Source organism: Opitutia bacterium ISCC 52, assembly GCA_014529675.2.
GTDB lineage: Bacteria > Verrucomicrobiota > Verrucomicrobiia > Opitutales > UBA2995 > UBA2995.
This window is the reverse complement of the sequence record CP076040.1, coordinates 3,812,140-3,835,557: the sequence shown is the minus strand read 5'-3', so window position 1 is coordinate 3,835,557 and position 23,418 is coordinate 3,812,140. Positions and strand designations below refer to the sequence as shown.

The 23,418-nt window shown below is 49.3% G+C and carries 16 protein-coding genes; 4 read left to right on the top strand and 12 right to left on the bottom strand.

The window, feature by feature from the left end:
- The first annotated feature begins 43 nt into the window (after positions 1 to 43).
- Together GA003_16235 and GA003_16230 are read left to right on the top strand one after the other, a co-directional pair.
- Complete coding sequence (locus GA003_16235; protein ID QXD27547.1) at positions 44 to 1,192, top strand: MFS transporter; 1,149 nt, start codon at positions 44 to 46, stop codon at positions 1,190 to 1,192.
- Positions 1,193 to 1,202: 10 nt separating this feature from the next.
- Positions 1,203 to 2,960: an arylsulfatase gene (locus tag GA003_16230; protein ID QXD27546.1), complete on the top strand. Its 1,758-nt coding sequence runs from the start codon at positions 1,203 to 1,205 to the stop codon at positions 2,958 to 2,960.
- 29 nt (positions 2,961 to 2,989) lie between these two features.
- Here the strand turns inward: GA003_16230 and GA003_16225 are convergent, their stop codons facing one another.
- The 4 genes from GA003_16225 to GA003_16210 all read right to left on the bottom strand — a co-directional run bounded on the left by GA003_16225 (position 2,990) and on the right by GA003_16210 (position 8,289).
- On the bottom strand, positions 2,990 to 3,460 hold the full coding sequence (locus GA003_16225) for a hypothetical protein (GenBank protein QXD27545.1): 471 nt from the start codon (positions 3,458 to 3,460) through the stop codon (positions 2,990 to 2,992).
- A gap of 86 nt (positions 3,461 to 3,546) precedes the next feature.
- Positions 3,547 to 5,049, bottom strand: coding sequence for a sulfatase-like hydrolase/transferase (locus GA003_16220; protein QXD27544.1), 1,503 nt, complete (start codon positions 5,047 to 5,049; stop codon positions 3,547 to 3,549).
- A gap of 253 nt (positions 5,050 to 5,302) precedes the next feature.
- Positions 5,303 to 6,673, bottom strand: coding sequence for an MFS transporter (locus GA003_16215; protein QXD27543.1), 1,371 nt, complete (start codon positions 6,671 to 6,673; stop codon positions 5,303 to 5,305).
- 2 nt (positions 6,674 to 6,675) lie between these two features.
- Positions 6,676 to 8,289, bottom strand: coding sequence for a hypothetical protein (locus GA003_16210; GenBank protein QXD27542.1), 1,614 nt, complete (start codon positions 8,287 to 8,289; stop codon positions 6,676 to 6,678).
- 176 nt (positions 8,290 to 8,465) lie between these two features.
- Between GA003_16210 and GA003_16205 the strand changes: the two genes are divergently transcribed.
- A complete protein-coding gene (locus GA003_16205) occupies positions 8,466 to 9,632 on the top strand; it encodes a hypothetical protein (GenBank protein ID QXD27541.1) in 1,167 nt (388 codons plus the stop codon).
- A 180-nt stretch (positions 9,633 to 9,812) separates the two neighbouring features.
- Positions 9,813 to 10,553 carry a hypothetical protein gene (locus GA003_16200; GenBank protein QXD27540.1) on the top strand — a complete coding sequence of 247 codons (741 nt, stop codon included), beginning with the start codon at positions 9,813 to 9,815 and terminating at the stop codon, positions 10,551 to 10,553.
- A 123-nt stretch (positions 10,554 to 10,676) separates the two neighbouring features.
- Here the strand turns inward: GA003_16200 and GA003_16195 are convergent, their stop codons facing one another.
- The 8 genes from GA003_16195 to GA003_16160 all read right to left on the bottom strand — a co-directional run bounded on the left by GA003_16195 (position 10,677) and on the right by GA003_16160 (position 23,390).
- Complete coding sequence (locus GA003_16195) at positions 10,677 to 11,960, bottom strand: right-handed parallel beta-helix repeat-containing protein (protein QXD27539.1); 1,284 nt, start codon at positions 11,958 to 11,960, stop codon at positions 10,677 to 10,679.
- Positions 11,961 to 12,017: 57 nt separating this feature from the next.
- Positions 12,018 to 13,469 carry a DUF1501 domain-containing protein gene (locus GA003_16190; protein ID QXD27538.1) on the bottom strand — a complete coding sequence of 484 codons (1,452 nt, stop codon included), beginning with the start codon at positions 13,467 to 13,469 and terminating at the stop codon, positions 12,018 to 12,020.
- 13 nt (positions 13,470 to 13,482) lie between these two features.
- Positions 13,483 to 15,591, bottom strand: a complete 2,109-nt coding sequence (locus GA003_16185; GenBank protein QXD27537.1) for a DUF1549 and DUF1553 domain-containing protein — start codon at positions 15,589 to 15,591, stop codon at positions 13,483 to 13,485.
- 131 nt (positions 15,592 to 15,722) lie between these two features.
- A complete protein-coding gene (locus tag GA003_16180; GenBank protein QXD27536.1) occupies positions 15,723 to 16,601 on the bottom strand; it encodes an SMP-30/gluconolactonase/LRE family protein in 879 nt (292 codons plus the stop codon).
- A gap of 155 nt (positions 16,602 to 16,756) precedes the next feature.
- Positions 16,757 to 17,710 (bottom strand): sugar phosphate isomerase/epimerase, encoded by a 954-nt coding sequence (locus tag GA003_16175; GenBank protein ID QXD27535.1) that lies wholly within the window; start codon positions 17,708 to 17,710, stop codon positions 16,757 to 16,759.
- Between the two features lie 233 nt (positions 17,711 to 17,943).
- Entirely contained in the window at positions 17,944 to 19,233 is a 1,290-nt protein-coding gene (locus GA003_16170; GenBank protein ID QXD27534.1) for a Gfo/Idh/MocA family oxidoreductase, read from the bottom strand.
- Positions 19,234 to 19,357: 124 nt separating this feature from the next.
- A complete protein-coding gene (locus GA003_16165; GenBank protein ID QXD27533.1) occupies positions 19,358 to 20,431 on the bottom strand; it encodes a hypothetical protein in 1,074 nt (357 codons plus the stop codon).
- A gap of 46 nt (positions 20,432 to 20,477) precedes the next feature.
- Entirely contained in the window at positions 20,478 to 23,390 is a 2,913-nt protein-coding gene (locus GA003_16160) for a hypothetical protein (protein QXD27532.1), read from the bottom strand.
- Positions 23,391 to 23,418 lie beyond the last annotated feature (28 nt).

The following is a 23,418-nucleotide window of genomic DNA, read 5'->3' as shown; positions in this document are numbered from 1 at the left end:
AGACTGCGTTGACTCATTGAGTTGAGCCGTCAGAAATTCCTCTATGAGTATCAAATGGACATTGCGCATCACCTGCTTAATGCAGATTGCCTCCATTGGTATACTCTTTGCCTTTGAGGCCGTTCGGATGAAAGACATGGGCGTCGGTGAAACGGCGATTGGATTCATCTTGGGTGTTGGTAGCGGCATCTTTATTCTCAGTTCTCTTTTTTGGGGGCGTCTTGCTGACCGTCATCACTGGCATCGCAAAATTGCGATCTGGGGGTCGGTTGTTTTCGTCTTCCTGTTGTTCTACTTCTCGATTTGTTCCTCAGTATGGGAATTCGCGCTCTATGCTCTCATCAAAGCCATCATTTCTCCCATGGTGTTTGGTATGATGCCGGCATTGGCCGTAAGCTCATTCGGTCATGGGAGTCAGGGGCGTGACTTTGGTGTCTATCGGGCGTTTGGATCCCTGGGGTTTATAGTGGGTGGCATGGTACTGCCTTTGATCTTCAAGAAGATTGATACCGTAGCTCAGGTCGGTGCGCTCATCATATTTGCCTCCTGTTTTCTTCTATTTCAATTGCGCGAACCGGAAACAAAACAGGCTCCGCCGCAACCCCTAACTATAGGGGCCCTCAAGCCGGCTATTAAACTCTTTCTTATCACTTACTTTTTTATCGCATTTTCGGAACCAGCGATGGGTGGGTTTTACTCCGCTTATGCAAGGGAGTTGGGAGGTAGTACGCAGTTGTTGGGGCTGCTATTCGGATTTGCAGGATTTATGGCCTTGATCTCTCTCCCGCTTATGGGGAAATGGATGGATCATTCGAATCCTGTTTTCGTTATTTCCATTGCTTTTCTGGCTCAGCCTGTGCGGATTTTTTTCTCGGCATTTATTTTAAGCCCCGAACTTCTTTGGATCCCCTTATTACTTCACGGTATTTGTTGGGGTGGGGTTGAAGTAGCGGCAATTGTTTATTTGTCGAGCTTGGCTGGAAAAGGTCAAAAAGCTACTGTGCTTTCATACTATATGGCCATGCGCATGCTTGGAAACTTCATAGGAGCCAGCGTGACGGGTTATCTCGCTGAAAACTTTGGATACGCGATCATGTTTAAAGCCATTTCCATAGTCGCGTTGTTCGGCGCATTATTTTATATTTTTGGGTCTTATAAATTAAACCGAAGTCGTTTAGCTACCTCTACTTGAACCTATACTCATGAAAATCCCTCTCTCAGTTATTCTATTGGTTGTTGTTTCGTATGTAAGCTCTATCACTGCGATTCCTCGTCAACCGAATGTCGTCATCTTTCTAACGGACGACCAGGGATGGGGTGATCTGAGCATCAATGGGAATACAAATCTATCGACCCCGAATATTGATTCTCTGGCTGAGCAGGGAACGACCATGGACAATTTCTATGTTTGTTCGGTGTGTGCTCCGACCCGGGCCGAGTTTCTTACGGGCCGTTACTATCCCCGAACAGGAGTAAGTGGTGTGAGCCGTGGACAAGGTAGGCTCAATGCGGACGAAACGACCATTGCAAATGTGTTTAAAGCAAACGGCTATGTCACCGGGTCATTCGGAAAATGGCACAATGGAACTCAGACTCCGTACCACCCCAATGATCGTGGATTTGATGAGTACTATGGATTTACCTCAGGGCATTGGGGGCACTACTTCAGTCCGCCATTGGATCATAATGGGAAGAAGGTAACAGGGAAGGGGTACGTGGTTGATGATTTCACTGACCATGCGATTGAGTTTATTGAGAGTAATCAGGAGAAGCCCTTCTTTTGCTACATACCTTACAACACTCCGCACTCGCCGATGTACATTTCGGATGAGTATTACAGCAAGTTCGAAGGGAAGGATCCGGCCATGCGCTTTTGGGAGCCGGAAAGAGAAGATGTCATGATGACTCGCGCTGCCCTCGCCATGTGTGAAAACATCGATTGGAATGTCGGGCGGGTTTTAAAGACGCTGGAGGAGCTTCGCCTAGAAGAAGACACCATCGTGGTCTACTTCTCGGACAATGGTCCCAACTCCTATCGTTGGAATGGTGGAATGAAAGGGCGCAAGGGATCGAATGATGAAGGCGGTCTGCGTTCTCCTTTTCTAATCCGATGGCCCGGAACGATTCCCGCTGCTGAGAAACGGACGCAAGTAACTGGAGCGATCGACTTGCTTCCGACCTTGGTTGATCTTGCAGGGATCACCTTAAACATCAATAAGCCCCTCGATGGACAGAGCTTCAAGCCTTTGCTATTTGATGGAGCTTCGCACTGGCCGCCGAGACCTTTGTTTTCCATTAGAGGTAATCAGGTGAGTGTGCGCAGCCCACTTTTTAGAATGGATGCAAATGGTCGGCTGTTTGAAGTCGCGGTTGATCGCGGTCAGCAGCGCGATGTGTCATCCAAATATCCTCATGCTGCGGCCAGCCTTAAAGAGCAGGCCGAGCAGTTTGGCGAAACCATGCAGCTTGAATTTAAGCGATACACTGCCCGACCCTTTACGGTTGGTTTTGGTCCATCAACAACCTTACCTGCCAGAGACGGACAGGAACACGGTACGATTCAGCGGAGTGTTCGATCGCCCAACAACTCATTCTTCACGCATTGGACGCATGTGGATGACTCCATTACCTGGCCGGTTGAGATCGGTAAGAGCGGCGATTATGAAGTCACCGTTCTTTACACCTGTGCCGAAGGAGATGAGGGGGCTGTCGTCGAGTTGAAACTGGATGGAGGAAATTCCGTCCATGCTGAAGTCACTGAGGCATTTGATCCACCCCTCTGGGATAAATCACTCGAGCGTATGGCTGAGTCTCATTACTTCGTAAAAGATTTTAAGCCTCTCAAGTTAGGCACATTAAAACTCTCCCAAGGTACGGGAACCCTTCGACTCGGTTCATTGAAGAAGCCTGGAAAACGTGTGATCGATGTGCTCTCGGTGGAATTGAAACAGGTCAATTAGACTCCGACCATACACTCCGAGCGCTAAATTTATTCCTCCTGAATATACAGTCCTTTGATGAGGGCCTTTTGGGGGTTGGTGGGAGATACCGCCAATATGATAGCGTCTCGCTCTTTCAGCGATCGAGTAAACTTATTTCGATGGATAGCATTGCCCGCGTGGTAGGCTTGGTCTTCATAGATATAGTCAAACTCAATTCTGCCTCGGTCTTTATAACGAACAATCCTGGTGATGATGCCTTCTACCTCAATCGCTGTCCTGAAGTGTAAATAAATGGATTGAATGCGATAATAGAATATGGGAACAAACAGGATAGTTGTGCAGATCGCGATCCACGTAAAGATCGCTGGATCGTTATCGTTTATGCCTTTCCCCAGCAATTTTTGGATAACTGCGATGGTCAGGGAGTCTATAAACAGTAACCACATAACAATCGGGAACAAACCCGAGAGTATAGCCAAATAGTCTCCAGACAAAATCTTTTGAAGTGAAGGTTTCATTATGACGTTACTTTTGGGAACAAAGGTCCACTCATTACAACAACCGCCTTTTATAAGGTAAGAATTCTTTAAGGCGGTATAGACAATCAGCTTTTCGGGTCTTGCTCAGCTGAATACCATTCGATCTGTGGCATATTGGAAGGCGGTGGGGGAGGCCAGTGCGCTCCTCGTTGGCTGGTGAGGCTTCGATTGGGGCCTGGAGAAAAAGGCTTATTCGGTTTTCCCACTAGTTTGCCATCTTCCACCCACTCTTCATCTCCACCATAGAGCTGAGTAATTAGAATGTCATGCAGTCTTTTCAGGGTATCCGCATGCTCTGGAGATTCAGCCAGGTTTGTCTTCTCAGGTGGGTCTGTTTCCAGGTCAAATAGAAAGCTCTTGTTGCCAGTTGCGTAGTAAATGAGTTTGTAGCGATCGTCGCGAATCATGCGGGAGGCTCGTGGTAGTTCGTCGATCTCTCCATAGAACCAATCTCGTTTTTTCTCACTTACCATGGAGATGCCTTCAACCGTATCGGGAATGTCTATACCGGCTAAATCGAGTAGGGTGGGCATGACATCCTGCCATCCCACGAGTCTTTCATCCACACGATGATGGCCGACTCGTTCATCATCTTTTACTCCCATGAGTAGCATGGGGATGTTTGCTGAGTTTTCAAAGAAGACGCGTTTGGCCCACATTCCATGATTCCCCAGCATGTCTCCATGGTCGGAGGTAAAACAAATGATGGTATTATCGAGGTGGCCCTCTTCTCGCAGGGTTCCAATGATGACTCGAAGCTGATGATCAATTTGCGTGCAGAGTGCGTAAAAGGCTAGCCGTGCTCCTCGTATCTGCTCCTCGGTGAATTTATTTCCTCGATCAAAATCAATTTGATTGCTGAAGCAAGGGTCCTCGCCGTCTTCCCAAGTGCCTTTGTACGGCATGTCGATATCCACTCCCATATCGCGATAAAGGTCCATGTAGTGTTGCATGGGTAGAAGCGGAGGATGGGGGTGGCGGAATGAGAGATACCAGAAGGCAGGCCGTTCGGGATCTTTGCGCTTTATGACTCGGCACATTTGGTTGGCCGCCCAATTGGTGGCATGAGTGTCTTCAGGGAAGGCCCAGGTCCGATGGCTATACTCATTGTTGCTCATGCCATGTTCGAAAAATCGCCCGGCATAACCTTGGTCGCCAAGGAATAGCTCGTAGTCATCAACTACGCCATACATCTGGCGTCCCTCTTCATCGAGAATTACGTCATCAAATCCAATCCGATTGCGTTGTGGGTAGACGTGAAGCTTTCCCACGGCATAGGTTTGGTAACCCGCATCTCTAAAGGTGCCTGCCATGGTCGGTAGGTCAGGCATCGGCATTTCCGTTGAGAATACCCGATCTCCGTGGGTCTTAGGAGGGGTGCCTGTCATTAAGGTCCTGCGAGCGGGTATACACACCGGGCATTCCGCGTAGGTATTGGTGAATCGGGTACCGTTGGCAGCTAGCTGGTCCAGGGTGGGTGTTTGAATTGCGGGATGGCCTGCGCAGCCCAACAAGGAGGCTGGCCAGTGATCCGTAGAAATGAGAAGTACGTTGGGTCTTTCTGACATATTAGGTTGTGAGTGGTCTTTATTAAGTCCTCTCATAGGGCATTATGTCAAATACAGGCCCCTTGAATCTTGGGCGTGAGATCTTATCGAGGGGGAAGCTGGGAGTATAATGAGGGGGAAGAGGGATTTTATGGGTAATTCCTATGCGCAGAACTGCCCATTGGATTACGTTTCTCTTTGAGGAGGGCTGTTTTCTCAATCATTCTGTTTTCGCATCCAATGAGCAGGTGCTCCTATATAAGAACTTTCGTGTTTAGCCATCTTCCCCCGCTGGATCGTTGTCCATTTCACGGAACGCCTTGGTCGGCCGAGGGCAGCGCCAGAGGGCTATTAAGACTACCAATACAATCCCCGTAATAAAATACCAGGGAAAGTAGATTAAGGTTGAGGCGAAGAGGGCATCGACATCGGTTGCGAGCTCAGGGTCGCCTTTCTTTATATGGCTTCCGAGGATGGCATAAAGCCAGCCTATGAATGCATAGCCCAAGTTGCCCGCCATACCTTTAAAGCTCAACACGGTTGCTCGCATGCCTTTCTTGCTGATGTGATTCAGGTAATAGGATAGGCAAAACATGGTTATCGAGAATGCGACAAACATGAGTATCGCAAAAATGAGGCCGATGTATGGAACCAGAAAGTTTGCTCCGATAAAGCCAGTCATCGCGATGGTGCAGACAGCAAAGAAATTAAAAGTAGGTGAGTGATGATCGACGAGCCACTTGCTCAAGGAGGCTGTAAATATCCCCAGTGCAGAAATGCCGGCACCAATGAATCCAAAATAAACCGGGGTAAATTCAATGAGCTCATAGTATTGGCTGCTCAAGGTTACAAACATCCGAATGACGCTATCGGCATATGCGCCGGCTATGATGACTACCAGTGCAAAAGGAGTGTGTACGATCCATCTTCCCGCATCCCAGGTTTGTTTAAAGGCTTCACCTAATGCCGGAGATTCGTGCGCTTCCTTCTTTTTTCCTGGTTCAATAAATCTTAGCGAAACGAGAAAAACAATGATGGATGAAATCAGGGTCAGGTAAACCGGCCATCGTAAGACGGTTTCCTTGGTTACCTCTACATCCAGTCCGAGGCCACTGGCTACTTTACCAACAATATTGGGATCGTAAATGACTCCTCCCATGACCATCGCGAACATAAAGGCAAACGACTGGATCCGAGCCATCTTTGCCAGGACCTCTGACCACTTGTCTTTGAGACCCGCTTGGTCGAGTGAGTCAAACACGAGGGCTTCATCCGACCCACTCGCCGATGCTTCTCCCAAGCCACTTAGTATTCGGTTGATGGCCAATATCCAGAAAAGAACCGTTGCATCTGCGCGTGGGGCAAATGCCCAGACCGCCATTTCTGCCACCATCAGACTGGTGGTGAAAACGAGTAGTTTCTTTCGGCCGAATAAATCGGACAACGCTCCTGAAGGTACTTCAGCTAGAATAATGGTTACCGCCCAAATGACATTAAGGAGGGCAAACTGCTCCAGGCTTAATCCAAAATCCAAATAGATGATGGCGAAGATCGGATAGTAGAAACGTGCGTTGAAAAGTGCTCGGAAGGCAATGAAGAGCCTTATGTTTCGTTGGGCGATCGCTTCAAGAGATAAGGAAGACATACTCAAGTTTGTGTCGTAGGAGAATTTTTAAAGATGCGTGGAAGGCTGATTAGGATGATAGCGCCGATGATGAGGCTGATCCATCCAGGGAACCCTAGTCCCGCTGGGATAAATCCCACAATCACGGCAAGCCCGGCGGCCAATAGTGCATAAGGGATTTGGGTTTGCACGTGGTCGAGTGGATCTAGGTCGCAGGCGATTGAGGATACGATCGTGGTGTCACTCAGTGGGGAGCAATGGTCACCAAACACGGCACCACTGAAAACCGCAGCTATGGTGATAGGAACAAGGGAGTCACCGGCATCTGCTCCGCCCATGGCTAAGGCCACGGGAATAGCGAGTGGCATGAGGACGCCCATGGTTCCCCAGGAAGTCCCGGTTGTGAACGAGATCAGGGTACCGGTTACAAAAACCGCAGCCGGGAAAAGCATGGGTGGAAGGTTACCTTTTAATAAAGCCGTGAGAACCGGTGCCGCTTCCAGCTGAGATAAAGTGCTACTCAGTATCCATACGCTGATGAGTATGAGGCAGGGAGTAAACAGGTTCAAAATACCTCCCATAAAAATGTCGGATGCGCTTTCTTCCTTGAACTGAGTCATGTTGGTTAGAAATGCGACCAGGCAGGCAAATGCGCTCACCGTGACAAGTATCTTAGCCGCATCAGCTGCACCAAAGGCCGCAGTTAATTTCGCAAATGAGAAGGGTAGTAGACCTCCTTCGGCGCCGTCCACATACAGTCCGATCATCAGTCCCGCTATCAATACCAGTAAGGGCAGGATCGCTCGCCAGGCACCATCCGTAGGTTGGTCGATGGTTTCGGGATCCGAATCCGATATGGAGTTATGGTCGGCTCTTCGGATCTCAGCTTTCCGCATCGGGCCAATGTTCCAGTTATTGGCAATGACCACAGCTAGAAGGGCCAGAGTGAACCAGCAATAGAAGTTTAAAGGTATGGATTGGAAAAACATTGCAAAGGCATTTACCTCCTCGATCCCAACTTGTTTATACCCTTCGCGTATCATCGAAAGTTGATAGGCAATCCAGGTTGAGATGACGGCAATACAAGCAACTGAAGCACTGGTCGAGTCGACGATATAGGATAGCTTTTCTTTGGAGACTCCTGCCTTCCGAGCTAAAGGAGAGAGCGTCTTGCCAACTAGTAGGCTATTAGCCAGTCCATCGAAAAAGCACACGATTCCTAAAGCGAAGCCCGACCATTGGATACGTTTCTTAATCGACCCTGACGCTCGCACCCAGCGATTAAGCAGTGCTTGTATGCCACCTCCCTGTTCGATCAGGGCGACAAAGCCTCCAAGCAGCAGGGTGAAAATAAGGACGCTGATGTTCCACCCACTCTGGAGGGCTGGGATCAAGTGGTCCGTGAAGATAGCGACAAATGCCTCCACGGGGTTTCCATCGTTGAGAAGAATGGCTCCGGCGGATCCGCCTATAAGCAGTCCTGCTATGACTTTTCGCAAAAGCAGCACTGATAATAACCCTAAAATACTCGGCCACAACGGGATCAGCAAAAGGTCTCTGTTTACCAATGTCCAGGTCGCCAGCCACAGCGTTAAAACAAGAAGTTTTTTGTAAGGAAAGGTGGAATGCTGCGACATAGGAATTATCTTAGTGAATAACTGTGGACGAACATTACAGGATTTTCCACTGATTAAACGTTTCAAATAGCTGTTTTATGGCTATGTTAAAAATTCTTACTTTTTAGAAGACTCTCTGAGTCACCGCTAATCTCTCTTTTCGGCCTCAACCGAAAACTCAAAAAATAGAACACACCATGTTAGAATTACCCACTACCGAGGAAGATCTAAAACCATTCCCGCCATTCAATCTGGCGCGATTATTAAAGACGGTTTTCGATCCGGATGCCGGTGAAAAAGTCTGCATTCTGATCGATCTTGATGACCCTCGCGGCGTTCAAGGCTTTAAGTTTCTGGAGAACCCGGATCTTACGATCCAGCGTCACGCGTATGAAAAATTCTATCGTGGATTTAAAGACGGTATCCTTGATGAGCTAGGACTGACCGGCGGAGAGATGTATGCCTATAAACGCACCGGAGGTTCAAACCTCGACCTGCCCGAAGATTGTTACGATATCGAAGGTAATCATCTCAGTTTAGAAGAGGCTGTTTACAAGCCCTACGACCTGGTTCTTTGTATTTCTTCCGAGTCGGCCACGGCTCCTCTAACTGCTTCTGCGAAACAGATCGGTTTCCGGGGTGCAACTATGCATGGCATGAATGACATCATTCTTCGCTCGGGATTGGCCGTCGATTACAACGAGGTCTCCGCTGAGGCTGAGAAGCTTCGTCTAAGCATGACCCATGCGGATTGGGCCGAAATCGATTTTTCCGTGGGCGAAACAACTTACACCCTGAAACTGATCCTTGATCAGCAGGATGCTCAAAAGAGCCACGGACTTTGCCTGGGTAAGGAACCGGACATCGCTAACCTGCCTGCGGGTGAAGTTTATTTCGTGCCAGCCGGCGCTGAAGGTCAGTTTCCCATGCTCTATGATGATGGATCGATTGGCATCATGAATGTGTCCGGCGGTAGAATTCAGTCTGCTGAGCTGCTTTCAGGTGACCAAACAACGATTGATGCACACAATGCCAAGATGACTAGTGATCCCGTCACGGGAGAGATCGGCGAATTAGGATTCGGAACGCAAACACTGCCCGTTTCGGGCCGTGACATCCAGGATGAGAAGATTCTTGGAACCGTTCATGTGGCTACAGGACGGAGTGACCACCTCGGAGGTCACCTGACTCCAGACCTGTTTGCTGAAGCGCAAAATGCCACACACGACGACATTCTGTTTGCTCCGCATAAAACACCTATGGTCAATGTTCCAAAAGTTCGGGTGCATCGAAACGGTGAGACCCATGTAGTCATCGAAAACTTTCAGCCAGCCGCCTATTTGAAGGCCGCATTGGAAGCTTAGTATTGTCGCAACTTAAATTTCAAAGACCAGCTGGCAACGGCTGGTCTTTTTTTATGCTGAGTGACAATAAATTGGCTCCTACAGCAAAGGTGTTAAGCGGGTAACTCTGGAAGCTCATGTGTAGGAAAGTGCACGTTATTTGCATTGTGAGAATTTGTTTTCCAACAAAGAATCGGTTTTATGATACCCCGTCTGTTTTCTTCTTTGTTCTTATTTCTTTTCATGGCCCTATCGGTTAATGGAGAAGAGCTCTTCGACCTTCAGGGCATCCGTGATGTGGACAGCCTAGAGGTTCGCGTCGTTGAAGATTGGCGCCCTCATCCGAAAATGCCGGATATCCAGCAGAAGTTGGTGGAGATTGTCGTGGCAGAGTGGTGGAAAGGGCAAAAAGTTCGCATTCCGGTTACTCTGAATCTGCCGACGAATTCGGAACAGCTTCCTTGCCAGAATGTAATCGTGGCCAACATGCCTCTGAGGGTGAAGATGGCTACGCCAAATGGACCTGCTGCATTTGAAGGCGCACGGCATGACCATCTGATCGTGGTGGGGGAAGATTTCGAAAATGGAACGATTGAACTTGAGCTAGCAGGTGAGCCCGCCCCCGGAGCTTCCGGTGGAGCCCGTGGCTTTGCCGGTGTAGCGTTTCGGGTTCAGGAGGATATGAAGACCTACGATTGTTTCTATCTTCGCCCAACAAATGGACGGGCTAACGACCAGGAACGTCGCAATCACTCTGCACAATACATTTCGCATCCGAAATATCCTTGGTACAAACTCCGCTCAGAAACACCGAGCAAGTATGAGGCCTACGTAGACCTTCAACCAGCGACTTGGACGAAGGTGAAATCGTTGTCGAAGGCGAAACGGCAAAGCTCTATGTTCATGGTAGTGAGCACCCGACCATCATCGTCAACGACTTGAAGTCGGGGGCAGACGGTCAGGGAGCGGTGGCTCTTTGGTTCGAAGGATCAACGATTGCTCATTATCGTAACGTAACGATATCGCATTAGAACAATAAGTTATAAGTAGGTCTCGTTTTGTAGATCACTTAAACCTTGCAGGGCTGTTCGCCCGCAGCCGGTAGTCCTGGTTTGCTTCGTCAAGGAATAGGGGGTCAATATACAGTGGATTGCTTCCCGGGTTGGATACAACGGCCTTCTCGATTAGTTGAAATATGTTTCTTTCTATCTCATTGTGTGGGGCCAAGTTATGAACCAACAAATCCCCCTGAACTCCGGATATAATATTTCGAACAAAGCGGTTGTTCTTCGGTTCGATGGACTGGATTCCTTTTTCTGTTCCCCAGTCTTTGTCGCGGCCATCTCCAATCCGGATGCCAGCCTCTCCTGGATTAACGACGGTATTCTGAGTGATAAGGCAATCGCTCGGGGCCTGGTAATGTCCGCCCTGTTCTGAGGTCATGCCATAGAGCAGACGTATGCCTGTGGTCCTGCTGTTAATGATCCAGTTGTTTTGTACGGTGTGCCCAGTACCCGATAGTCGGATACCTCCTTTACAGTTGTACATTTTATTGCCTTCGATGAGACAATCCCGGCCTCCCCGCATGACCAGTTCTCCATCGCAATCTTGGAAAGTATTATTGCGATAGATATTACCTGCGCACTTATTACTGATGATTTCACCCTCACCATTGCAGCGAATGAAAGTGTTTTCCTCTACTAGAGTCATGGCACGGACGTGACCATTCTCTGGTTGGTTCTGCCCTATCTTCACGGTCTCCCGTCCATTTTCTCCCTTGGCTGGAATATCCCGGAATAGGTTCTTTCGAATGACGTTATGCATGGGGATTCCCAGAGTCTGGATATCCTCATTGATCGTAAGGTTTATACTCCGCGCTGCCAGGTTGATAAATTCACATTCGGAGATGAGGTTGTTACTAGCACCGGGTTTAATAGCTATTGATGCTCTATCTCCTCCGCTGTTTTGAAAGATACAATGGGACAGAGTATTGTTTTTTGCGGATTTGAATTCGATGAGGTCTGATTGAAAGTCGCAGTCTTCAAACACAAAGCCACTGAGTTTTAAATGGTTACCTGTGACGCGAAAACGATTGGTCCCGGTAAATACGACTGCGTGTTCTTTTTGAGCTTTGATGCTGATGGGAAGGTTCGCCGTTCCTTCACAATCGATTTCAATGGACCAGTTTTGGTACTCTCCGTTGGCTATAATGATCTGATCTCCCGGTTTGGCTATCTCGATAGCCTGGGCAAAGGCTTCGAGAGTTCTGACCGGCTTTGTTGTATTCGCAAAGGTCAGGCTTGTCGAAAAGCTTGTGACCGCTGTCAGGAGAAGTAAGAGGCGAACCATATTTCTTAAACCAGTTAGTATCGATCCTGATTCCGATAAGGTCGAGGTGCTAATCCTTTAGCCGGTAAACAACTTCTCTACGACATTACCCGAGTTGATGGTGGGTCGTTCCAGCCGACCGCCCGATTTGAATTCGAGCTGCATGTGATCAAGACCAATGGCATGTAGGATCGATGCATGTAAGTCGTGCACGTGAGCTTGCTCACTGGTTGCATAGAGGCCGAGATCGTCTGTGGTTCCTATCGTTTGTCCGCCGTGGACGCCTCCGCCTGCCATCCACATGGTAAAACCATAAGGATTGTGGTCTCGTCCATTACCTTTTTCGCTCATCGGAGTGCGTCCAAATTCTCCACCCCATACGACGAGCGTATCTTCGAGTAGTCCACGTCGTTTCAAGTCGGTGAGCAGTCCAGCAATCGGAAGATCCACAGAGCGGCACAGATTCGTACTCCGTTCCTCATGATTGGCATGGGTGTCCCAGGCACTACCGGCACCACTATAAATTTGCACAAAGCGCACACCTCGTTCTGCCAGGCGGCGAGCCATGAGACATTGTCTTCCAAAACCTTCGGTCTCTTTTTGGTCCATACCATAGAGCGCCTTCGTTGCCTCCGACTCGGTCGAGAAATCAACCGCTTCTGGAGCTTCGGCCTGCATGCGGTAGGCCATTTCGTAGGAGTTGATGCGGGCTTCCAGTTCGTCGTCGAATTGATTTAACTCCGCGTGCTTCTGGTTCAGCTGATTAAGAAGATCGAGTTTTTTGCGCTGCCGTGCGCTGGTAATATGCGTAGGCGGATTGAGGTTTTGAATGGGGACGGATCCATTCTCAAACAGGGTTCCCTGGTAGGTAGCGGGCATAAAGCCCGTTCCCCAATTGCGGACACCCCCCAATGGAATCTTTTTGGTGTCCTTCAGAACGACGAACGATGGCAAGTCATTGTTTAGCGTACCCAGTCCATAGACTGCCCATGCACCCAGGGAAGGGCGACCGCCCAAGATCGAGCCCGTGTTCATCTGACAAACGGAACCGACATGATTGAGACCATCGGCCCAACAGGAGCGGATCACTGCCATGTCATCTACATGGTTGGCGATATGCGGAAACCAATCTGATACCCAGGCTCCACTCTCACCATGTTGTTTCCACTTTCTGGGGGAACCGAGCAAGGGAGATCCTTGCTCGCCCATGGCGGTGATAGGTTCTTTAAAGCTCTTTGGCAGTGTTTGACCGTGCAGCTCGTTCAAGAGGGGCTTGGGGTCGAACAAATCAATGTGACTGGGACCACCCTCCATGAATAAGAAAATAACCCGCTTTGCCGTTGCTCGATGATGTCCTGGTTTTGCGAGAAGAGGATCGGTGACTTTGCCAAAGGCTTTATCCAATCCGAGGACACCGGCAAGTCCCAGCCCTGCAATGCCACCTCCTGCCCGCATTAGGAAATCTCTACGCGACACCGTTGCTTCCATGTGGGGAACCAGTTGGTTATGGTGATCGCGGTAGAATTTCATACGAGCTGCAGCGTTAGTTGATGTATATAAATTCGTTGGTGTTGATCAGCACGTGGCAGAGATCGATCCATGCTTCTCGCTCTTCATGAGGATTGCCTTTGGTCAGTTCGAGAAATGCTTGAGCTTCCTTGAGCTCATCTTCCTGAGGTGCGCGACCGAGTGCTCTTTGAAATGCCATTGAGATGCGCTCTTTTTTACTTCCGGCTTCCAGGGTTTCCAAGTGATGGGCAAATTGTTCTGCGCGTTTGATCGTCCAGCTCCCATTGATCAATGCCAATGCTTGTATTGGAGTTGTGGTTACGTCGCGTAAGTGGCAGCTGTTGTGCAAGTCTGGTGTGTCGAAGTGGTTCATCATGGTGCTGTGCTTGTTCCGTTTGTTCACCACATAGATGGATCTTCGAGTGGACGCTTCCTCCTCAACTGCACGGCCTCCCATATTCAGATCCATCTCCCCGGTTACATGAAGCATGGCATCACGTAATTGCTCAGCATCCATTCGGCGTACAGGCATCTTCCAGAGTAGCCGATTCTTCGGATCATGCTCGTTTGCCAGATCAGCGTCCATTCGAATGGATCCTTGCCGGTAGGTAGCGGAGGTCATGATCAGTCGGTGCATTGACTTGAGACTCCAGTTCTCGTTGATAAACTTCTGCGTTAGCCAATCCAGTAATTCGGGATGACTGGGCTTATCGCCCAAGACACCAAAGTCATTGCTCGAATTGACTAATCCACTTCCAAAATGCCATTGCCATAGACGATTCACCATAACCCGGTTGCTCAACGGGTTCTCATTGTCTGTGAGCCAGTTTGCGAGAGTTGTCCTGCGGCCTGTGGAATTGATTTGTTCGTCAAGTGCTGCGATTTCAGCCTCTCCTGAATCGAGGATGGAAAGATAACCGGGTGCAATGTCCTCCTCACCTTTCTCGGTATTGAGCAGGGTATGTGGCGGGGTTCTGCCAACGTCTCTTACAGCTGAGACTGCCTCACGTTCCGCAGGTTTGAATTCGTCAAACTGTGCTAACTGCTTTTTCAGTTCGTGCCAGCGTTGAACGTGTTCTTTTGAAATAGCTTTTTCGTAATCACGATTGGCCAAAAAGTTCATCATCTTATCAGCGAAACGGGCCAGCTGCTCTTCATAGGGAGTACGGTTTTCCTTTTCCATCATTTCCTGGATGTAAGGTGGCAGTTTTTTGTAACCTACCTGCCTCCTTATTTCCCAGGCACCGGCTTTGATCGATTCCATCTCTTGCTGAATGGGAGCTGTCATGGCATACCATTGTGCAAATTGCTTCTGGTAGCTCTGTTCAGCTTTTTCACCGCCCAGATACATTTCCTCCCAGGGTGAGATAGCAGAAAAGAATGCGCGAAAGCGGAAATAGTCCTTTTGGGAAATGGGATCAAATTTGTGATCGTGGCAGCGAGCGCATTTCATGCTCATTCCCAGGAACACGTCACCGGATACATCAGTTATATCATCCAGGGTCGCCTCCCAGTGGCGACCCATATCTGGTTGGTTATCTTCGTAGGGCCAAAGGCGGAGATATCCGGTGGCAATTTTTGCGTCGTCGTTATTTGGATACAGCTCATCTCCGGCGATTTGTTCCTTTACGAATCGTGAGTACGGTTTGTCCTGGTTTAGAGAATTGATCACGTAATCACGGTAGCGCCAGGCATTGGGTCGCAGTACATCGGATTTGAATCCATCCGAGTCAGCATAGCGAACGAGATCGAGCCAATGACGCGCATAACGTTCGCCGTAACGAGGTGATTCCAAAAGGCGGTCGATCAGTTTCTCATAGGCATTGGGCGATGCATCGTTTATGAAACGAGCGGTGGCTTCCGGAGTGGGAGGCAATCCATGAAGATCAAGGGTGGCCCTGCGGATGAGGGTGGTTCGGTCTGCCTCCTGGGTCGGAGTCAGTTGATTGATTTCCAGGGAACGAAGAATAAAGGCATCGATTTCGTTGTGTGCCCATCCTCGGTCTTTTGTTTCAGGTACGCTAGGTTTAGAAATGGGTTGGAAGGCCCAATAGGATTTTTCCTGCTCGGAGTATTCCGCATGTGAGTCAGAGGAAAATAGCGCGAGGAAACTACAAGCAACAACAGCGAGGAGTCGGGGCATAGCGATGCCTCGCGAGGGTAAGCGGTATGTGATCGAGTATGTCATGCCTGCAGCTGTCAAAAGCTGTTCTAGGTCTCAATGTCTCGGAGACACCCTACATTAACTCAGAACTAGGAGGCGCCGTCAAGAGTTCAGGGTTGCCCAAAGCCCTCTGCTAGGCGCCGTCTGAGCAGGTCGTCGCGGTAAGCGGTATACATCCACTGGTTGTCGGGGCTGATTCTGGCGTAATTGCAGCGTGGGCGGCCATCGGGTGATGGGATTATGATAAGTGGCCCAGAAGCAGCAGACGCATGAACGGGAGGTACGATTTGAGTTCCTAGAGCCGTTCCGCTTAGCAGGCGCCCGTCGGTGAGCACAACCATTCCGTCCAGCCGAGTCAGGCTATCGGATGTCATTCCTAGCTTATAGGCTGGAAACCTTACACCTGTGAGACGCGAATGTTCTCCGATGGAGAAGCCATGGACGGTATCGGAGTCAAACTCGGCAACCAGGAGTGTTTTTTGATCAAGAGATAGAGCAATGCCATTGGGCTTCCATGAAAGTGTGGCTGCCAAGTTGCGTTCGAATGATCCAGCGGCTAAACGCCAGACAAGTTTGCTGTTCGGATCGGTGTAGAAAATGGTGCCGTCGTCGAGGATGGCTATATCGTTACTTAGCGTGCCTGTGTTGACGGCGGTCTTTTCCCAGGTCTTTGGATCCCAGGCATTGATCGCTTTGTCACCACTAGAGCAGCCATAGAGTCGACCGTCGGGTCCGAAGGCGATGCCGTTTGCTCGACCAGTTGCTCCATCAATCAAAGTTTTCTCGCCCGTGTCTTTGTCGACTTTAAACAACAGATTACGCGGGACATCGGTGAAGTAAAAGTGACCGTGCTTGTCCCAGGCCATGCCTTCGGCAAATTGATGGCCCTCTGAAATAACCTCCCATTCTGAGCCTTCGGCGAAGACCAGGTCTTGGGCGTTGATCGAGATAGGAAGAAGAAACAATAAGAAAAGGAGAATACGATTCATGGAATGTAATATAGGGGTGAGTGGATTTTGGGGCAATGGATAAGAGTGGATTGGGGTTCGAGTAGAGTAGCACAGGCATCTTGCCTGTGTTGCTTCCTGGTCCTACACAGGCAAGATGCCTGTGCTACTTTTCCATGGGGAATAGATCTTCTCCATTAACCAAGTGCTTTCTCTACTTCAGCTTTCATTTTGCGAAGTCCGGTTTTTGCGACCTTCAGAGCATCTTGTTCCCAATAAGTGGGATTAAATAATTCGAGTGAGAAGACCATATCCGGGTTGATGTTCACCAGGGTAGTCATGATCTGTTTCATGGGCGCGATGCCATCACCTGGAAAAACGCGATCTTTATCGCCGATTTTTGACCAGGGTGGGTCAGCCGGATAATCATTTATATGGAAGGCATGGACCGATGATTTGCTGAGCATTTTCAAACCGGTGAAGTCGGAGCCACCTTTGTAAATGTGGTAAATGTCGGGAAGCACACAGGCTTTCGGATGGCCGCTTTCAATTGCTACAAAAACAGCTTGTCCCAATCGATGTAGGTTCTTCGAGAATCCCCACACTTCTACTTGTGGGACGACACCCATTTCGTCGCCTACTTCCAGAAGAGCTCGATAACGATCGGCGGCAGCAAGTAAGTCGAGTCCGGCTTCTTTGGTGGCGCCTTTGGGAGGAGCAGCCAGCCGCTTGCCGCCAATTTGAGCCAACAGATCCATATCGCTTTTGGCTTCCTCAAGTCCTTTGGCACGTTCTACCGGATCGTCGACGATCCAGGGAGCGAATCCAATGGCGCTCTCAACGGTGAGTCCCAAGTCGTCGATGCGTTTCTTCAGATCCATCATAGAACCTCCTTCTTTCACGTAAGTTCGAATGGTTCGAATCCAGGGTTCAACTCCTGTGTACCCGGCCTCGGCTGCCACTTCTAATTCCTTCACCAGTCCCAGTTCCTGCCCGCGAATGGTACTCATGTTGAGGCAATACTTGAAATTGGCTTTGGGTAATTTGTGATGCATAGCAGATGCGGATTGAGTTGTATTCAGAATTCCGGCACCGACCGCTGCGGTTGTCATAGTGCCGATAAATTGTCTACGGGATGTAAGGTTATTCATGAGGCAGGTAGATTAACTGAAAAGAAGAGTCTCTTAAGGAGACATTCATGTCCAGAATGATTGATGGATGGCTCCAATCAGATCACTCGGGGATTAAAGTAACACAGGCATCTTGCCTGTATCTTGTTAGGGTGATTACACATGCAAGATGCTTGTGCCACTTTATCATAAATCTTTAAAACAAAAAAACGCCGACCCTGGGGCCGGCGTTTTTGAAAGCGTGTAGAAGAGTTCTAGGAGTATTTCCTTCGAACGGCAATGGCGTCTCCTGGCACGGGCACCACGTTTTCCATAGGAATGGATACGTTGCCTTTTTCAAAATCTTCCGGTGAAGAACCAACCGTGAGGTTATAGAACTCAGATTTCGGATTCTGCATCAAGTCCGACCATTGAACCAGTTTGCCGGTATAGGCTGAGTAGCGGCCCATGATGGCGGTTGCGGTTGATTCAGCGATATTCTTGGCCTCGTTCAATGGCTTGTCGTTGTAGATGCCGCGAATTAGGTTAACCATTTCCTGGACCGAACCGTCGTCAGAATCGACGGCGATTTCCGGGATCTTTACGTCTTTGCCTTTCATCTTACCGTTACCGAAGGATTCACCTTCAGTGCCACGGAAAAATTCGCCAACGCGGTTGAAACAACCAGAAAGCTGACGGCATTGACTGTGGATGTGGACGCCATCTCCGTAATCCAGGTCGAGGCTGAAAAAGTCGTATTGATTACCCGATTGGCGGCGTGCGCGTCCTCCGAAACCTACACAGCTTTCGGGGTGTCGACCAAGAAACCAGTTGGCCACATCCAAATTGTGGACGTGTTGTTCTGTGATGTGGTCACCAGACATTTCGCTCCAGTTGAGCCAGTTGCGGGTTAGATACTCGCGATTGTCCCATTTTTGTTCGCGGCCCCAAATCCAGGGAACCGTCCCATTCCAAGAAACGGTTCCACCTAGGATGGTTCCAATCGCTCCGGCATCGATCCTCGCTTTATTGGTCAGCCAGGCAATGTCGTGACGGCGCTGTGTTCCGGCCACGATGGCTAGGCCTTTTTTCTTAGCTTTCTTGCCAATCTCAATGACTTTGCGGCATCCGGGGGCATCGACGGCAATCGGCTTTTCGATCATCGCGTGTTTGCCTGAATTGATAACCGCTTCCAAGTGGGTGGCGCGGAAGTTGGGTGGGGTTGCCATGATGACGAACTCGGCATCGGTTTCCACAACTTGTTGGTAGGCTTTGAACCCAACGAAGCAGTTTTTCTTATCTACGCCGTATTTTTCGGCGGCTGTATCGAGGCGATCCTGAAAGGCATCTGCGAGTCCAACGACCTTGGCTTTTTTGCCAAGAAGCTCACAGGCTTTGATAAAATTGGGCATGTCGCGATTCGAGCGTCCGCCACAACCGATGAGAGCTACCTTTACGGTGCCTCCGGCATGGCTGCTTGCGTTTGCGATGTTGTAGAGGCTGGATGCTGCCGCCGCGGCTACTGTGCCTTTGACGAAGTTTCTTCGTGAGACTGTTTTATTCATAATGGGTTCTCCTGACTTAAGGTAGGGTGTTCTGTGTCTAGGCCTATAAATAATTAATTCTGTGACCTAGTTTCAATGAAATTGATGTCTTAGAAGATACTCCATTAAAGCCATAAATGGTTACTTATTCCCTTCTAATTTTATCGTAGACGAGGAAATGTTCGAGCATTTCATGGGCTTCCGCGGTCAACTCCTCCTTTCGATCAGCCTTCGTCTGGAGAAGCTGATCTTTGATTCGGGGAAGGGTGGCGATTAGACTTTTAGATGAGCCTCGGCTTTCCGCTATGGTGCGAATCGCTTTTGCAAACGCATCGCGCCGTTCGGCATCGGTTGGTAACGCCAGGAAACCCGCTAGAAATTCCGTCATACGAGGATGAAGCACAATGTCTGGATCGCCTATGAAGTTCCAGAACGTGCCGGTGCTGGCTTTTTCAGCATATTGCTCCCAGCCCTCCGTGTTAATGGGCCTCAGTGGATTGATAAAAGTAAGCGGCATATTCTCGGGGTGATTGGCCGACGGTGCCTGCCCCTTGACCGGATGAACCTCAGGATATTTGAGCCAGGGTAGGGCAAGGGCGACGAGCGAGTACTGGTCGCGGTAGGTTTTGGTGCGTACGGGCGGGATGGGATTTGTTTGCTTCAGTTCCAGGCTCCCTGGGAAAGCTGTTAGATCCATGAGCATGTTAATCCGATTTTGACGATCCATCCAATTAAGCGCTTCGGCCCAGGTTTCCTTGTCTCCGACGTCCACCTCATCTGTGTTCCAAAAGCCGAAGCAGAGCTCTAGCCATTCCTTTGAATTCTTGTGGTATTGATCCGCTGATTCTACAAATAACCGGAGGAGTTCTCCAAAGACCTCTTTGCGCTTTGCTTCCTCTTTGTGGGAAAGCGTTGTTGCAAGGAGAGCTTGGGCCAGAGGGCGGTCTTCTTTTTTGTAGGTACTGAAATTAATGGCCCCAATTGGCTGGGTGTCTTGTGCGAAGGCCTCCTTCAATTCTATGATACAAGAATGGCAACTGAGTTTGTAGACGTGCAAGGTGTCTTCAGTTTCAACATCAGCTAACCAGGTGATGGCATTAGCCAGGAGTTCCTCTTTGGAAAAGGAGGTGCGCTCAATGCCTTGGCTGAAGGTGGGAGGCGTAATGAGAAGCAGGGACCAAAAGGCTAACCACCACCATTTAGGGGAATTAAATAACATAGGCTTAATAAATGAGATCGTTTTGGGAAACACAAGTTCCGGTTCATCAATAAACAATCAGATAGCCACGCATTACTTGCCAATGACCGGGGAAGGTACAAAGAAATGGGTAGTGCCCCGGGGATATGGGTGCATTAAAATGAATGGTGGTCGACTCGCCGGGATTGAGTAGCCGTGTAAATTCCAGGATGTCTCGGTCTTCCGGAATGTATTGTTTGGTGATGGCATTCGGATCGTTAACCATTTTATCGGCTTTCTCTCCTACGTTGGTGTAGCCTTCATAGCGCACCATGACCCAATTGTGGGGCATGACATCGGTGTTTTCCAGGGTGAGTGAAATGCGTTCTCCCGGACTGGCTGAGATCCGGGTTTGGTCGTATTTCAAACCCGTCAAAGCTTTGAGGTGGATGGGACGGCCCTGTTCGTCACTTCCCGGTTCAATGCCGGGAATCGGAGGAGGCATTTTAATCGTAAGCTCAATCTCCTGCAGTTTCCCTTGTACAATCGGTTTCGCCTTTGGGAATTGTGTGAATGCTTTTCCCAGGTGCAGGGCTGTCGCAAAAAGATCTGTTTTGAATGGATCGCCTTTTGCAAACGTCAGATGCATGCGCAGATGGATGGTCATGGCAGGGACGATATCCGGGATTTCTACGAATAAAGATTTCCCATCTCCAACTACGTGGGCAGAGGTTATTTCTAATGGATCGTGTCCAAACTGTTCGGGATCACGAATAGAGAATTCCGGAGAACCATAACCCATGGTATAAATGTACTGCCACTGTTGGGCGAAGACCTTCTTTACCGATTCAACCGCTTCCTTTGAGAGGAGATGGTCAAAATCGACGCGGATGCCATTTTGGAAAATCTGGAAACCGAGGGGATAATAAACGGGTTTGCCAGTATAACGAATGCGTTCAAAAGATCCGTCTGTTTGGGAATAAGTTCCCCAACCCTGAGAGCCGACCACGTATACTTGCTCGTCGATCGGATGAATGCGTCCTCGGTGGATTCCTGAAATGAAATCTCCGTCAAGAGGTACGATCGCGCCTTGTGCTTTGGGACCGCTCATGTCCTCCAGCACCAGATAGTGTGAATTGGTGCCAAAGGAAAGGGAGATGACCTGGTCCCTCATGGGTCCCCACTTGTCCGTGGTTATATACAGCTGACCGCCGGTTGAATTGTCGATACCACGTGGAATATAGGCCGTGGCAGGTTCAATTTTCTTTTCCTGCATGTGATACTGAAAGCCATAGTAGTCACCTTGTTTAACATGAAAGATTTGCGAAGCAGGGTTCCATTGCCCTTCCTGTGGGGTTACCCACACGCGCCCATCTGGAGCGACTCCAATCCCATTTGGATTTCTTAAACCATCCGCAAGAATGTCCACTTGTTTGCCATCGGGTGATACGCGATGAACGCCATCATGTTTCGTTGCGAAGTAGAAGTTGCCTTCAGCATCCAGCTGTAAGCCTGTATTGTAGTCATGGCCTCCAGCAGAAGTACGGAAAGTATTGCAGAAGTTTTCGAAGTAGTCGATCTCCTCATCCCCATTGAGATCATGGTAGATGGTAATCTGGTCTTTGCAGATGGCGTGGATCTTGCCGTCTACGATTTCCAAGCCGAGTGGTTGATTGATCCCCTGAGCGATGCGGCGCCACGAGACTTTGTCCAGCTGATCATCAATCCCTTTCACTAACCAGAGATCTCCAAAAAAGGTTGAGACGGCTGCATCTCCATTTTCGAAGAAGGCCAGTCCATTCAAATACATGGGGGAGGGGAATGGATTTTCAATGGGTACCGGAATCGTATCAATGGTGTAGGGCCCGTCCGACTTCCCTAGCTCCCCGCTGACTACAAACTCTTCCGGCCAGTGAGTGGGTCCTCCGCGGATGTATGCGCTGAGATCGATGGTAGAGTGAGTTTCCACTGCATGTTGGATGGTAGATAGTGCTTCCTCAGAATTCCAGGCATAGGTGGTCAAGCTTGTCCCTGCCTCTAGTTCTGAGATTTCCAAATAGAAGTATCCTTCATCCGAGACTTTAATACTAAGGTCGTTCAGGGTATTTGACGATTTGACCGCGACTCCGAACTGTTGGCTGTTTAGCAGGAGTGAACTTAGCAGTAGCTCATCACTCTTGGTAGTTGTAGTCGGATTGTCACCCGACGGAGATTTGAAGAACTTTAAATTCAAATCCTCAGCTCCTTCGGGAAAGTGAATGGTTCTGATGAATAGGGGATCACCTCCTACTCGGATCGCGGCAGGGCTTTCCATCACTTTTGTTTCATGTACCTGATAGCTGAATACGGCTTTATTTCCGAATCGGAAGAACCCGTGGTAATCAATATCATTTGGATCGTAGCTTTGGTTCCAGGTAGGCGTTTTTGACCAGCCAGTGTCCCAGGATTGGAGTCGCGGAGTAGTTGCGGGTTCGACAAGGCCCATCATCCCCCAACGCACTTCAGGGTATTTCAGAAAGTCATCTTCCCAAACCATGCGGTAACTTAAGGTCAGCTGATCGAAGGAGGCGAAGATGTCTTGATTGTCGCCCAAGCGAAGGTTGATGGCCTTTACAATTGGGTCAGGTCCTTGGCGAATGACGGAAGTTACGATGGGACCGTTGTCCATCTGTGCCCATATGTCGCTGAACAAATCAAAATGATTATACCGTCCCCAGTGTCCATTGATGCCCGCTTCCATTCCTGGATAGGCTGGGATGATGTCGGGCACATTTCCATGCTCCATGTAGTAATCGGCTTGTCGCTGATAAAAGTCGTACAGGCGAAATTCATTGATGGGATGATCCTCATAGCGATGTCCCTCCCTGCTGCCTGCCGGATCTGCATAGGGGTAGATCAAAGGATCCGCCACATTGGGAGTCTCCCGTTGCGACATACCTGCTAGAGGGAACAATAAAACAATAGCTAGTTTAAATGAGAAGTCGATGAGTGGCTTTTCCATGAATGGGGTAGGTAGATGTATGGTCTAA